Below are 13,240 nucleotides of genomic sequence, written 5' to 3'. Positions count from 1 at the left end.
AGCTGTACGCAAGCAACACGAACAGTTAAATGAATCATTGTACATTTCATTGGTAAAGGTATAATAAGAGTATCAAATGAAATGGACCGATGTGATGAATCATTTATATAAACAAATCCAGTATCAAATTCCCAAGTTGAATCGTGTTGAAAAGAATGTTTTAGATTATTGCCTGCATGCGTCCGCAGAGGTTTTAGACATGACCGCAACACAATTGGCGCGAGAAACATACACCAGTCAAGCGACAGTTTCTCGTATGGCAAAAAAACTTGGTTTTGCTGGTTTTCAAGAATTCAAATTTGCACTGAAAGGTCATCAGATGATGACACACCCACAGGATGAAAGTAGCCAACCGCTGGCTTTAACGCCCCTGATCGAACAAATGCTTCGCGATTTTGAGCATTCTTTGCAAGGAATCGATCCTAACCAATTGACAAAAGCTATCGAACTTTTGGCGGAAGCCAAGCGCATCGAATTTTTTGCATTGGGCCAAAGTATGCCGGTCGCATTGTCTGCGAGCCGCAAATTACGTTTCTTAGGCAAACAGGTGGGTGCAGCAACGGATTGGGACGAACTTTTTGCTGTCAGCAATCATTTGACGAGTGCCGATTTGGCCATATTTATTAGTTTAAGCGGTGAGACAATGGGGATGTTGGACTATGCAGATCGGCTGATAGACAATCATGTGCCGCTCATTGCTTTTACGGGAACTTATGCCAATTCATTGATAGAACGAGCGACACTGGCTTTTACATCTGAAATCAGTACAGTGTATAGTCAAGATATTGATTTGAGTCCCCGGGTACCTTTGGCGGGGATCCTTGATGTGTTGATGATTCAATTTGCAAATCGAATACAACCTAAGAAGAATACCCATTCTGATTCCTGAATGGGTATTCTTCTTTTGGTATATAGGTTGAATCAGTCGTTGTTATCGTTTACATTTTTGGTGTAAAGGAAAGTAGAACAGAGGAGGAAATAAACGTGAAAAAAACAAAAAACACCAGTTGGATGGAAATTTTTCAAGGATTAGGAAAAACATTCATGCTGCCCGTCGCGTTGTTGGCATTTATGGGGTTGTTTTTAGGAATCGGCAGTGCGTTTTCATCGGAAGCGACAATTGACGCGTTCCCTGTGTTGGGTGCTGCATGGCTGCAAGTGATGTTTCGCTTTATGTCAACTATTGGCGGCTTTGCATTTAGCTACCTGCCTGTTATGTTTGCGATGGCGATCCCTTTAGGATTGGCGCGAAAAGAAAAAGGCGTTGCTGCTTTTTCTGGATTTGTTGGTTATGTAGTCATGCATTTATCGATCAATTTTTATTTACAAGAAACCAACCAGCTAGCAACTACAGAGCTGCCTAGAGAAGCAGGGCAAGAAATGGTGTTTGGCATCCAGACGCTATCGATGGGGGTTCTAGGTGGGATCATCGCTGGCTTGATCGTTTATAAGCTGCATATGAAATTCTATCATTTTCAACTGCCGGATAGTTTTGCCTTCTTCTCCGGCGCCCGTTTTGTACCAATCATTACCTCAGTAACGCTGGCGTTAGTAGGTGTAGTCATTCCCATGATCTGGCCGTTGTTCGCATTTGTGATTACAGGAATCGGTCATTTGATCCAACAGGCAGGTCCTTTTGGTCCGTTTCTGTTTGGTTCTGGTGAACGATTGCTCTTGCCTTTTGGGTTGCACCATATATTGGTGTCGATGATTCGCTTTACTGAAGCTGGCGGTAGCCAAATCGTCGATGGCCAACAAGTCTTTGGCGCTTTAAATATTTTTTATGCTGAGTTGCAAAATGGGTTGAGTATCTCGCCAAGCGCCACAGCTTTCTTGTCACAAGGGAAAATGCCGACCTTCATGTTCGGTTTGCCTGCGGCAGCGTTGGCGATGTATCAAACAGCGAAACCGCAAAATCGACACAAAATCAAAGGCTTGTTGATTTCCGGTGTCATTGCAACGTTTGTCACTGGAATTACCGAACCAATTGAGTTTCTATTCTTATTTGTTAGTCCATTACTCTGGATCTTCCATGTCATCATGACGGGTGCTGGGTTTATGATAATGAGTGTTTTAGGTGTAACGATCGGAAACACTGATGGCGGGATTTTAGACTTTGTGATTTTCGGGGTCATGCAAGGGACACAGACCAAATGGTGGCTGGTTTTGGTGGTTGGTGCTTGTTGGTTTGCCATTTACTATTTTGTCTTTAAAACAGTCATTTTACGCAAAAACTTACACACACCTGGAAGAGAAACACCCGGCGTGGACGAAATGGATTATTCACAAGATGAGTTGCAGCATAATGTCAAAGGTGGATTTGATGCACCGGGGATTTTAACCGCTTTGGGTGGGGCTGAAAACATCGAATCACTGGATAATTGTATTACGCGACTCAGATTGGTCGTGAAAAACGGATCGATCATTGACGATGAACGATTGAAAAAGCTGGGGGCACTGGGAGTTGTCCACTTGAATGACAACAATGTACAAGTCATCATTGGTACAAAAGTGACCACCGTCAGAAATCAATTGGATGCAATTTTATAGAGGAGAGGAGTCAATAGCATGGATTTTGATGAAGAGATAGATCGTAGAGGAACCCACTGCACACAATGGGATTACATTGAAGATCGCTTTGGTCAAAATGACTTGTTGCCATTCACCATCTCAGATACTGACTTCAAGGTGCCACCGATTGTGGAAAAAGCCTTATTCACAAGGATGCAACATCCAATTTACGGTTATACACGATGGAATCACGGCGATTTCAAAGATGCGGTGTCTCACTGGTATCAGACTCGCTTTGCGGCCACAATCAATGACGCGTGGCTCGTTTATAGTCCATCTGTCATCTATAGTGTCAAACAACTGATCAGTATATTAACAGTTGCAGGAGACGGTGTTATCATTCAAACACCCGCCTATGATGCGTTTTTTCACTTGATCACCAGCAATGGGCGTAAATTAGTAGACAATCCGCTTCTTTATCAGGAGGGAAACTATCAGTTCAATTTGGTAGAACTTGCAGAACAAATGGCTCAACCGGAGAATAAAGTCTTGCTGCTATGCAGTCCTCATAATCCTACAGGGCGTGTTTGGGAAAGAAAGGAATTGATTGAGATACTGCGACTGGCTCAGCAGCATGGGGTATTTATTATTTCTGATGAAATCCATATGGACATTTTGCGTGAGGGACAAGTTCATGTGCCATTGGTTCAATTGGCCGAAGACAATATCGCTGTGGTCACATCTGGAAGCAAGACCTTTAATTTTCCAGGTTTGATTTATTCATATGGATTGATCCCCAATCCACACATCAGAACACAATTTATCCAGCGATTAAAAGAGGCAGATGGCTTAAGCTCTACAAGCATCTTTGGTTTGACCGCGACGATTGCTGCTTATCAAGGAGGGGCTAGTTGGGTAGATGCACTCAACCACTATCTTGATGGAAATAGCAGGTTTGTCAAACAATATCTGCAGCAACACCATCCTGAGATAGCTGTCGTCGATAGCCAAGCAACCTACCTGATGTGGTTGGATTGTTCGCAGATGGCGCTTTCTATGGCTGAGATCCAAGAACGATTGATCAATCAAGGAAAGGTCGCCATTATGGATGGGGCCGTATATGGGGCGGCGGGCAAGGATTTCTTGCGTTTGAATATTGGGTGTCCTCGAGCAAAACTTGAAGAAGGAATGGGTCGATTTACCCGTAGTTTTCAATGATATACATGGAAATGAAAAAACTGCTTACCCAAGAAGAAGTGCCTGTTTTTCTTCTTCTGTGTGCAAGCAGTTTTTTTTATTTCGACCGAGATTGGTTAGGGGAAGTAGCGGTTCTTTCAACGACATGAAGAAAGCCATCGCGGTCTTGGATGATCAAAATCGATTGGTGGTCATAACGGGTGATAACCTCACCTTTGACATATTCGTTGGTAATGGTCCGATAATTCGTCGTGTTCATAGTCATTCCTCCCAACAATTCCATCTTGGTTCTCAGCGGTGTAGTGAACCAAGTGGTATCTTTATCATAAAGGATGAATGTATGGTTCCTAACAATTTTAGGTAAAGATTGTGTGAATACATGTTAATCAGCCAGATTAAAACGCAAAGCCATTTTTTGACTCCCTGATTCAACCATTTTACCCAACAAGGCTGTTGCTTGTTCCATATAATAAGTGGCCATCGTCTCATTGGCCTCTTCCAGCAACAATAAGGCTTGATCTTGTCCATTCCATGCTTGATCCGTCTGAAGCTGGATGCGGCGACAATAGGCCATGGTATCCAGTTCAAATCGAGCTGCCAAATCGCTATAGCGGTCATAATCACTGTCACCGATCAATGCCAACGTACGACTCAACCAATAATGGTTAGCAGGATCATAGACGTTTGTGGTATCCCGATAGGCTGCTGGTGTGTCGGTGATATGGGTATAAAAAGGAACCACACCATTGAATGTATTTGGTCCAAAAGCCAGCCAATGAATACCCGCAATTTCAGGTGCAACATTGTTTCTGATTTGTAGAATATGGACTTGTTGATTGCGATTCAGTGCAATCGACCGAAATTGTTTTTTCTCTGTTGCGGTGCCGGTTCCATAAGGATCAAAAGGTGTATTCTGAAAATGACTGCTGAGTGCCCATTTGACATCTTCAATCGTCAGCTTTTGTTTTGGATAACACAAGAAAGGCAATTCTTGATTGATTGGGTCCGCGTCTGTTCCACTGAAATGCTTTTGGATATACCAAGCACGAGGGTTATTATAGCGGGTATCTTTTTCGGTGGCACTCCCGAAAATATGCCGCAGATTGACTCCTTCAAAGTCAGGATTCAAATGGTGCGTGTCGATCATAGCAGGTAAATCTTTGGCGTACAATACGGTGTCTGCATCAAAATCGAAAGCATCGATATTCAAGCGATTGGGAGCCACCACATAGGCATCGTCTGGAATACGCGTTGCCACCCAATGATGTCCGCCAATGGTTTCCATATACCAGACTTCATCTTGATCTGAAAAAGCGATGCCGTTTGACTCATAGGTACCGTATTCTTCGAGTAATTGTCCTAAACGAAGCACACCTTCTCGGGCTGAGTGGATGTAAGGCAAGACAATACTGACAAAGTCCGCTTCGCCGATGCCCTCGGGTACAAGAGGATCGATGGCTAGGACGCGGGAATTGGTGGTGATCGTTTCGGTCGCAGTCATGGCAACATTTGCGGCATTGATCCCGGAAGCCGCCCAGACGCCTTGTGACGGATCAGCTTCCGGGGTAGCTGTATAGCGCATGGCGTTTTCTGGTAATTGAACTGTGCAATCACTTAACACGGCAAAAAACGTACGCCCTTGTTCTTTCGGTTCGATCACGACAAATTTTTGCGGCTCTGAGCCGCTGCCGGAATCTTCATTACGGGCGATCATTGTTGAACCATCGTTGGTTGCATGTTTACCAACCAAAATCGTGGTACATGAAGCTGTTTTTCTATCCATATCTATTCTCCTTATCGATGGGGGACTATTCGAATTGATGTTAGTATAACGATTGTTTTGGGTTTTATCAATGGGTGAGCTCTCGACTTTTTAAAAACCATCGAATTTTGGTTGTATATTTAGTACAATAGAGAAATGAAGAAAAGAAATGGGGAGAATCGATGAAACAAAAAATAATGATCAGTTATGTTTTACTGCTGAGTCTACTGTTGGTGGGCTGTGCGAAACCAAGTATCGATGGTACTAGTACATCTACGGAAGCTTCTTCAGCTGAAAAATCAGCTACACAGCGAACTGCTGAGATTTCGTTTGTCAACAACAGCGACGATACATCGGCAGCTTTGACTGACAAAACAGTCACATTTGAAGAGGGAACGACGCTGATGACGATCATGAAAGACAATTTTGAGTTGGTGGAAGATCAAGGCATGATCACAAGTATTGATGGTTTGGCGCAAGATGAAGGCAGTGGCTACTATTGGACCTACACAATCAATGATGAGATGATCAACACCGGTGCCAATGACACTTTTTTAGGGGAAAACGATCAAGTGGTTTTTACCTATGAAAAATTCGAATAAAGCGGCCTATTTCACGGTAAGAGAAATTGCTTTCTTAAGTTTGTTCACCGCAGCAGCGGTGGTTGGTCGTACACTCCTGCATCCTTTACCTAATGTGCAGCCGATGACCGTGATTTTCTTGTTGATTGTCTTATACTTGGGCTTTAGACGGGGGATGATCGTTGCCATTCTTTCCTTAGTCATCACCAATCTTTATATGGGGATGGGTGTGTGGACGGTGACACAAATCATTAGTTATGGTGTGGTCTTAGCAGTACAAGGGATATTTTGTTTGTCGGCAAGCTATCGCCGCATGCCGGTGTGGCCATTTCTTTATAGTGTCGCTGCAGGCTTTTTATATGGTTTTGTGATTTCATGGCTGAGTGTGAAATTGTATGGATTGCCGCATTTTTGGCCCTATTATCTACAAGGCCTTAGCTTTGATGCATTACATGCCATGGGTAATGGCGTTTTTTATCTGTTGCTGGCACCAGTATTTCGCCAGTTGATTCGCCGGTTCTATCCAAAAAAAGACAAAATCAGCTGATTTTGTCTTTTTTTGTTACGGCGTGAAGCTAAACGATCATTTTTTCTTCTTGAGGAACTAGGTCACATAGCTTTGCGACACCGGTTTCGCCAGTTTCTTTGATGCAGACAGTTACTGTATTAGTAAGGACATGTAAGACTTGAACTTCCACTAAATCTGGTTGCCCTATGACTTTTGCCCAATAATCAATGCTTAGATCTACCTGTGATTCATTCATCATTCACACCTCATTCTATTCAATTTAGCAATAGAATATCGGAAATGATGATGAAAGTAAAGGATTTCAACTCGACATTGTCAATTCCATTTTTGGGTAGATCACGGGTTATGTGAAAAAGGATACAGGCATATAATTATGCAATCAAACAGGCAGCGGGTATGCTTGAAGTAAGTGAAAGGGGTTGCTGAAAATGAAGTGGATCGTCAAAAAAGCTGACCTTGAAGACTACCGTCAGAAGTTCGATGGCAAACTTGCGGGTTATGCAGAAGAAGCCAAAGTGATTGCCCTCCCGTTACCGAAATATTATATTCTTGTTCTTGATGAAGAAAAAATCCATTTGATCCAGTTAGATTTGAGTTTTAAAGAAAAAGCGATGCAAACGATATTTTTACATGATATTACTCATATGCAGATCAGCGGTGTGTTGAACAAAAAAATAAGCATCCAGACCCCTGCTGCGACGGTCAAACTGCTGATTAAGCCAATGGCTATTGGCATCCAAGAGGAGCAAAAACGCTTGTTGGAACGATTGGCGCAAATCGCTACCTAATACTTAATACAAAGTATATAATACAAAAAACACAAAATAAAAAAAAACAGAGAAGTCGGAATGGCTTCTCTGTTTTGATCTATTCAGGTGTACCGACGATCTTGATAAAGGCATCGATATTTTTTATTTTCATATGTTTGATCACCAATTGTTCGCGCTTGTTCCATTTGCCTTCAACCTCAAGTTGATATTTATTTAAGGGCAATCGCAAAACATAGCTGGAAAGGTAGCGGTCTTTGATGATACAATTGACGATTTTATGGTCTTCAAGTAATTGGATACCGGTTAGCATCATAGGTGTTTCTTGGAAAACACGGCTATTCACAAGTAATCCTGTATGTGTTTCGTTCATAGTCATTTCCTTTCTAAGCAGCATACACACTTCTTTCTAATTGCTATGTTACCTGATTTAGGTCAGAAAGGCAATTCCTGTGAAAGGATTGCCTGCTTATGATAAGCTAAAAGAAAGGAGTGATTTGGATGGCTGGATACAATCGTTTTTCTAAAGAATGGCAAAATGCTTCAAAAGAATTACGGGAAGGAACATCAAAGAATGCCAAAAAAGGATTGAAGACTCGGCAAAAAATAGCCGATGAAAAAAAGGCGAAAGCGGACAATGCCTATCAGACAGGATTTTTGATTGGCTCATTCCGGGAAATGTTTCGAAAAAAATAGCTGTCTGCACAGTATATATCAAACAACAAGCCAATCAGAATGGTCTCTGCATTCTGGTTGGCTTGTTGTGTGGATTTAGAACAAGTAATTGAAGAAAACACCATTGAGAAATGAAAAACTGAGATAAAAGAGAAACAAAGTCACAACATCTAAGGGCAGCCCCTGCAAGATGTGAGGGATCTCCGCAATTTCAACTCTGGTGCGAACACCTGATAATGCATAGGAAAACAACATGTACATACCAGTGGCTGTTGCGAGGTGCAGAAGATAGTGGTCATAAGGAAACTGTGTTACTGTGGCTACTGTCATGATCGGCACAGCCACAAAGATGATTTTTGTCAAATGATCGGTCAGAAAACGAGATTTGCCGGGCATTATTTTTAGTAGGACCCATGAGATGACCAGCGCAATCAGAGCAGCGGTGACTAAATTGGTCACTACGACGTTTCCATAGACAAGATTGGCTTGCATCACGCCCCAAAATAAGACGCCGCTGAGTAAATATGCTATTCCGATCACAGTGGCAAGATAGCAGACACGGGTGGTGACGTTGGGCGTTTTTTTGCCAACGGCTGGCGCAAGTTGTTGACAGACATAGTTGGTTAAAATAATCACGAGAAACAGTACAAGTCTGTTGGCAATCGTCACAATAATTCCTCCTTTCAAACAATTGATCAACGCATGAATTTAAGATTAAAGGGTGTCGGTTTTCCTTCACCTAAGATCCTTAAGCGCAAGAAACGATCGATCAACGGCGTAAAGCAATTCATGATCAAAATCGCATAACTCATGCCTTCGTTGGTGAATCCATAGAAACGAAACAAGACGACGAGTAAACCCACGCCAACGGCGAATAGGTTCTCGCCTGCCTTTGTACCAGGCGTGGATGAATAATCCGTCGCCATGTAGATAGCACCTAACATCGCGCCGCCACTGATAATATGCCCAATCACATGCTGCCACGTGCCAGTAAAGAATCCGTCAGGTCCTAAAATGAAGGCAAATAGACCAATCGTAGCAAAAATAATCAGAGGAATACGAGGAGAAATGATTTTCCGCCATACTAGAAAAATGCCGCCTAGCAGCAACAAACAGGCACTGGTTTCACCAACACGACCACCAGTAAAACCTAAGAAAGCATCAAGCAGTTCTTGATTGGATAACGTATCACCGGCTTTCATCACCGCTAGAGGCGTGGCGCCAGATACGACATCATTGGCAGTTGCTTGGGATACCACATCAGGACTGATGCTGCCAAAAGGCGGATCAGGCCAACTGATTAGAAACATCTGATTATAGAATAAACCAATCAACAAGGCGCGCCCCCCCAATGCTGGATTGAGGAAATTGTAGCCGATGCCGCCAAAGAATTCTTTGACAACGATCACCGCAAAGGCCACACCAATGACAGGAAAATACCATGGCGCAGAAGGCGGCAGATTCATCGTCAGTAACAAGGCTGTAACCACAATACTTAAATCGAATCGCAGGGGACGCTTGACCAAGAAAGACCAACCCATGTCAGCAGCAAAAGCGGTAACGATTCCGATGACGAATAAGCCATAGACTTTCAAGCCGAAAAGATAGCCCGAAAATAAGACTGCGGGCAATAACGCCAACACTACTGCACCCATGATTTTGACAGTTTCATCATTGTCACGGATATGTGGGCTAGGGGGTACGTCCTGTTGTTTACGTTGCTGAAAGATTTTCTCGCTAGCTGAATCTTGATAGTAATCAGGCACTTTCCTTCGCCTCCTCTCGCAGCTGTGCCACTTTGCTCTTGGCCGCTGTGATGTTGGCCGCTAAAGACCGTTTTGCCGGACAGACAAAGGTACAAGCACCGCAATTGATACAAGCCTCTGCTAAGAGTTCTTCACATTTTTGGTAATCTCCCGCACGGTAGAATTGATCGATTTCCATCGGCATCAAACGCATCGGACAAGCTTCAACACATTTGTTGCACCGAATACAGGGATTTTCTTTATACAGCCAATCGGTTTCTTCATTGAATATGATGACCCCATTGCTGCCTTTTGTGACAGGGACTTTCAGTGTATTGACGGCTTTGCCCATCATGGGTCCACCTAAGATCAATTTGCTGGGGGCACCTTGAAAGCCGCCGGCAAAATCAATCAATTCGCCTGCTAAAGTCCCTAGGGGATTTTTGACGATACAAGGTTTTTGGACATCTCCTGTGACAGTCGTATAGCGTTCTATCAAAGGTTTGTCAAAACATACAGCATCGGCTAGTGCAAAACTGGTGGCAACGTTGATCAAAACAATACCTATATCAGCGGTCAATCCGCCAAGGGGAACTTCTTGATCTGTCAATAACTCTACTAACTGCTTTTCACCACCGGTTGGATAAACAGTTGGGACAGTAACGACTTCGATGGTGTCATCGTCGGCACTCGCAGCGGTCATCGCTTTGATTGCTAAAGGTTTGTCATCTTCGATCCCAATCAAAATTTTAGGGTCTGCCAATAACTTTTGGGCGATTTTGGCGCCAGTAATTATTTGCTGCGCTTCTTTTTGCATCAAAAAGGCGTCACTACGTAGAAATGGCTCACATTCTGACCCGTTTAGGATCAGCGTATGGATGTCGTTAGGCTCATCTACACTGAATTTCACGTGAGTAGGAAACGTGGCGCCGCCTTTACCTGCGATGCCTCCAGCTTGAATCTTTGCAATGATCTCCTTATTTTCAGCTGTCGACCAATCGAAAGCGTCGGTCAAAAAGTCATTGGTATATTTGAAATCATTTTCGATGATGATCGTGGTTCCTTCACCATTGTTCTGGTCGGGCCAATCGACGATATCAACGATGTTTCCAGAGACTGAGGCATGGATTTTAGCAGAAACAAAGGCATCCGCTTCAGCAATCACTTGACCTTGTTTGACATAATCACCAACGGCGACGATAGGTTCCACAGGTGCGCCGATATGTTGGGCTAACGGGATAAACACCATTGTTGGCGAGAACGTCAAGACATCGTCTTGTTTGACCATTAACTTTTCTTTCAACATTTTTAACGGAGGGCTAAGAGAGATGCCGCCAGTAAATGTTCGCATACAAAACACTCCTTTCTTATTCTATGTCTAAGTGTATCATGGGAGAGTCTGACATAAAAATTTAAACCCTTACAAATAAATAAAACCAGCATTTTTCTGTTTGACACATGACTGTTCGTTCATATATAATGATAAATGTAAATATGTTCATGTATTCATATGAAGAATGGAGGGACTTACATGTCAGAACATACTTGTCACCAAGCGCAAACGCATAACGATCACCATAGTCACAACCATAGTCATCTATCAGTGAAATGGTTTTTTGTTGGTTTTATCTGTTTTATGGCTGCACTCATTATACCTACAGATTCAATCAAAACCGTACTTTATCTGTTGACGATCCTTTTTGCCGGCTACCATATTATTGGCGAGGGCATCACAGATACGATTTCGCAAACAAAAAGCAATCATCGATTCACACCAAATGTACATTTACTGATGACAGCCGCAACACTTGGTTCAGTCGTCATTGGCAACTATAGTGAAGGCGCGTTATTGATCTTGATATTTGCTGGTGCGCATTTTTTGGAAGAGTACGCAGAAGGGCAAAGTCGGCGTGAAATCACAAACCTGTTGAAAATCAACCCAACAGAAGCCCGCTTGATCGATGCCAATGGGATAGTCACGAAAATTGCGGCAGAAACAGTGAAACAAGGCGATCATCTGCAAGTATTGCCTGGCGATCAAGTGGCCGCTGACGGCGTGATTATTTCCGGATCAAGCGATATCAACGAAGCCTCCATCAATGGAGAAAGCGTGCCGCGGGAGAAGACTGTCGGGGATGAAGTATTCGGCAGTACCATGAATGGTTCTGGCAATTTCACCATGGAAGTGACCAAAGATAGTGCAGACTCCGTTTTTGCCAAGATCATTGCAATGGCCGCACAAGCACAGTCGAACATGTCACCTACCGAAACCACAATTAAAAAAATCGAACCGATGTATGTCAAAATCGTCTTTTTGTTGGTGCCTCTATTTATTTTAACAGCACCATTCCTCTTAGGATGGGATTGGTCTACTAGTTTTTACCGCGGTATGGTAATGATGATCGCTGCTTCACCTTGTGCCTTAGCAGCTAGTGCGGTGCCTGTCAGTCTGTCGGCATTGTCTAATTTGGCCAAACGTGGCGTCTTGTTCAAAGGCAGTACTTTTTTGACGCAGTTTGCGCACATCAATGTCATTGCTTTTGACAAGACCGGCACATTGACCAAAGGCAAACCAACGGTCACCGAAGTTGTTTACGGCACGGCTGATCGTACAAGCATTGATGCAGTGATCACAGCGATGGAAAAACAAGCGAATCATCCTTTAGCGGAGGCAATCATTGCTCATTTCGACCGAAGTGAACTGCCTACACAACATTTGACGGTCACCAATCAAGCAGGTACTGGCCTGATAGCCAATCAAGGGGATCAACAGTATCGTCTGGGAAAAGTCAGTCCAGATTTGGACATCGCTGCAACGTTGAAAAGCGCCATCGACGATCTGGAAGCGAAGGGGCGGACGATTGTCTTATTTTCGATCAACCAATCTGTCGAAGCAGTGATCGGTTTAATGGATCAACCAAACGACAAAGCCTATGCAGTCATTGAAAGAATGAAAAAACAAGGGATTCAAACGGTGATGATCACTGGTGATAGGCAAGCTGCGGGAGATACCATCGGTGCGCAACTGCAGATCGATCAAACGATTGCGCAAGTCATGCCCGCGGACAAAGCAGCGATCGTTGCAGATTTGCAAAGAAAATATGGTGTAACGGCAATGGTCGGCGATGGTATCAATGATGCCCCAGCACTTGTCCAGGCGGATATTGGCATCGCTATGGGAGAAGGCTCAGATGCAGCGATTGAAGTGGCAGATGCGGTCCTCATGAAAAATGATCTCTATCGGGTCGATTATGCCTATCGTATTGCAAAAAAAACAGAAAAGGTGATGTGGCAAAACATTTATTTTTCGATGTTAATCGTCGCCTTATTGGTGGTGTTGAATCTATTGGGGAAAATGAACATTGGTTTAGGTGTGATTGCCCATGAAGGTAGTACACTACTGGTGTTGTTGAATGGTTTACGCTTATTGAAAAAACTACCAGAATAAAAAAGCGCCACTGTCCGCTTCCTTT

At 43.4% G+C, this 13,240-nt stretch carries 15 protein-coding genes; 8 read left to right on the top strand and 7 right to left on the bottom strand.

What is annotated here, in order from left to right; genetic code table 11:
- Positions 1-76 precede the first annotated feature (76 nt).
- The 3 genes from A5886_RS08255 to A5886_RS08245 all read left to right on the top strand — a co-directional run bounded on the left by A5886_RS08255 (position 77) and on the right by A5886_RS08245 (position 3,729).
- Positions 77-889 carry a MurR/RpiR family transcriptional regulator gene (locus A5886_RS08255; protein WP_256926183.1) on the top strand — a complete coding sequence of 271 codons (813 nt, stop codon included), beginning with the start codon at positions 77-79 and terminating at the stop codon, positions 887-889.
- A gap of 89 nt (positions 890-978) precedes the next feature.
- Positions 979-2,550, top strand: coding sequence for a maltose/glucose-specific PTS transporter subunit IIBC (gene malX / locus A5886_RS08250; RefSeq protein WP_179190082.1), 1,572 nt, complete (start codon positions 979-981; stop codon positions 2,548-2,550).
- 18 nt (positions 2,551-2,568) lie between these two features.
- Entirely contained in the window at positions 2,569-3,729 is a 1,161-nt protein-coding gene (locus A5886_RS08245) for a MalY/PatB family protein (RefSeq protein ID WP_086274513.1), read from the top strand.
- Positions 3,730-3,805: 76 nt separating this feature from the next.
- Here the strand turns inward: A5886_RS08245 and A5886_RS15670 are convergent, their stop codons facing one another.
- Both A5886_RS15670 and A5886_RS08240 read right to left on the bottom strand, forming a co-directional pair.
- Positions 3,806-3,967 (bottom strand): aldo/keto reductase, encoded by a 162-nt coding sequence (locus tag A5886_RS15670; protein WP_143353781.1) that lies wholly within the window; start codon positions 3,965-3,967, stop codon positions 3,806-3,808.
- Positions 3,968-4,090: 123 nt separating this feature from the next.
- The gene (locus tag A5886_RS08240; RefSeq protein WP_086274512.1) at positions 4,091-5,491 is read right to left on the bottom strand and encodes a C69 family dipeptidase; all 1,401 of its coding nucleotides are present in this window, start codon (positions 5,489-5,491) and stop codon (positions 4,091-4,093) included.
- A gap of 161 nt (positions 5,492-5,652) precedes the next feature.
- Here A5886_RS08240 and A5886_RS08235 point away from each other — a divergent pair, with 161 nt between their 5' ends.
- Positions 5,653-6,072: a DUF4430 domain-containing protein gene (locus A5886_RS08235; RefSeq protein WP_086274511.1), complete on the top strand. Its 420-nt coding sequence runs from the start codon at positions 5,653-5,655 to the stop codon at positions 6,070-6,072.
- Positions 6,056-6,598 carry an ECF transporter S component gene (locus A5886_RS08230; protein ID WP_086274510.1) on the top strand — a complete coding sequence of 181 codons (543 nt, stop codon included), beginning with the start codon at positions 6,056-6,058 and terminating at the stop codon, positions 6,596-6,598. The genes A5886_RS08235 and A5886_RS08230 overlap by 17 nt, the downstream gene beginning before the upstream one ends.
- Positions 6,599-6,626: 28 nt before the next feature.
- Here A5886_RS08230 and A5886_RS08225 read toward each other — a convergent pair whose 3' ends face one another.
- Entirely contained in the window at positions 6,627-6,815 is a 189-nt protein-coding gene (locus A5886_RS08225) for a hypothetical protein (protein ID WP_086274509.1), read from the bottom strand.
- Positions 6,816-7,008: 193 nt separating this feature from the next.
- On the opposite strand from A5886_RS08225, the gene A5886_RS08220 reads away from it, so the two are divergent.
- Entirely contained in the window at positions 7,009-7,368 is a 360-nt protein-coding gene (locus tag A5886_RS08220) for a hypothetical protein (RefSeq protein WP_086274508.1), read from the top strand.
- A gap of 79 nt (positions 7,369-7,447) precedes the next feature.
- Here the strand turns inward: A5886_RS08220 and A5886_RS08215 are convergent, their stop codons facing one another.
- Entirely contained in the window at positions 7,448-7,720 is a 273-nt protein-coding gene (locus tag A5886_RS08215) for a hypothetical protein (protein WP_086274507.1), read from the bottom strand.
- A 128-nt stretch (positions 7,721-7,848) separates the two neighbouring features.
- On the opposite strand from A5886_RS08215, the gene A5886_RS08210 reads away from it, so the two are divergent.
- Positions 7,849-8,043: a hypothetical protein gene (locus A5886_RS08210; RefSeq protein ID WP_086274506.1), complete on the top strand. Its 195-nt coding sequence runs from the start codon at positions 7,849-7,851 to the stop codon at positions 8,041-8,043.
- Positions 8,044-8,118: 75 nt separating this feature from the next.
- Here A5886_RS08210 and A5886_RS08205 read toward each other — a convergent pair whose 3' ends face one another.
- From A5886_RS08205 to rsxC, 3 genes are read right to left on the bottom strand one after another with little or no spacing between them, the layout of a single operon-like run.
- Positions 8,119-8,691, bottom strand: coding sequence for a hypothetical protein (locus tag A5886_RS08205; RefSeq protein ID WP_086274505.1), 573 nt, complete (start codon positions 8,689-8,691; stop codon positions 8,119-8,121).
- Positions 8,692-8,717: 26 nt separating this feature from the next.
- Positions 8,718-9,788 carry an RnfABCDGE type electron transport complex subunit D gene (locus tag A5886_RS08200; RefSeq protein WP_086274504.1) on the bottom strand — a complete coding sequence of 357 codons (1,071 nt, stop codon included), beginning with the start codon at positions 9,786-9,788 and terminating at the stop codon, positions 8,718-8,720.
- The gene (gene rsxC / locus A5886_RS08195) at positions 9,781-11,118 is read right to left on the bottom strand and encodes an electron transport complex subunit RsxC (protein ID WP_086274503.1); all 1,338 of its coding nucleotides are present in this window, start codon (positions 11,116-11,118) and stop codon (positions 9,781-9,783) included. The genes A5886_RS08200 and rsxC overlap by 8 nt, the downstream gene beginning before the upstream one ends.
- Before the next feature lie 180 nt (positions 11,119-11,298).
- On the opposite strand from rsxC, the gene A5886_RS08190 reads away from it, so the two are divergent.
- Positions 11,299-13,215: a heavy metal translocating P-type ATPase gene (locus A5886_RS08190; protein ID WP_086274502.1), complete on the top strand. Its 1,917-nt coding sequence runs from the start codon at positions 11,299-11,301 to the stop codon at positions 13,213-13,215.
- The last annotated feature ends 25 nt before the right edge of the window (positions 13,216-13,240 follow it).

Source organism: Candidatus Enterococcus testudinis, assembly GCF_002140915.1.
GTDB classification, from domain to species: domain Bacteria; phylum Bacillota; class Bacilli; order Lactobacillales; family Enterococcaceae; genus Enterococcus_D; species Enterococcus_D testudinis.
This window is presented reverse-complemented; position numbering and strand designations above follow the sequence as displayed.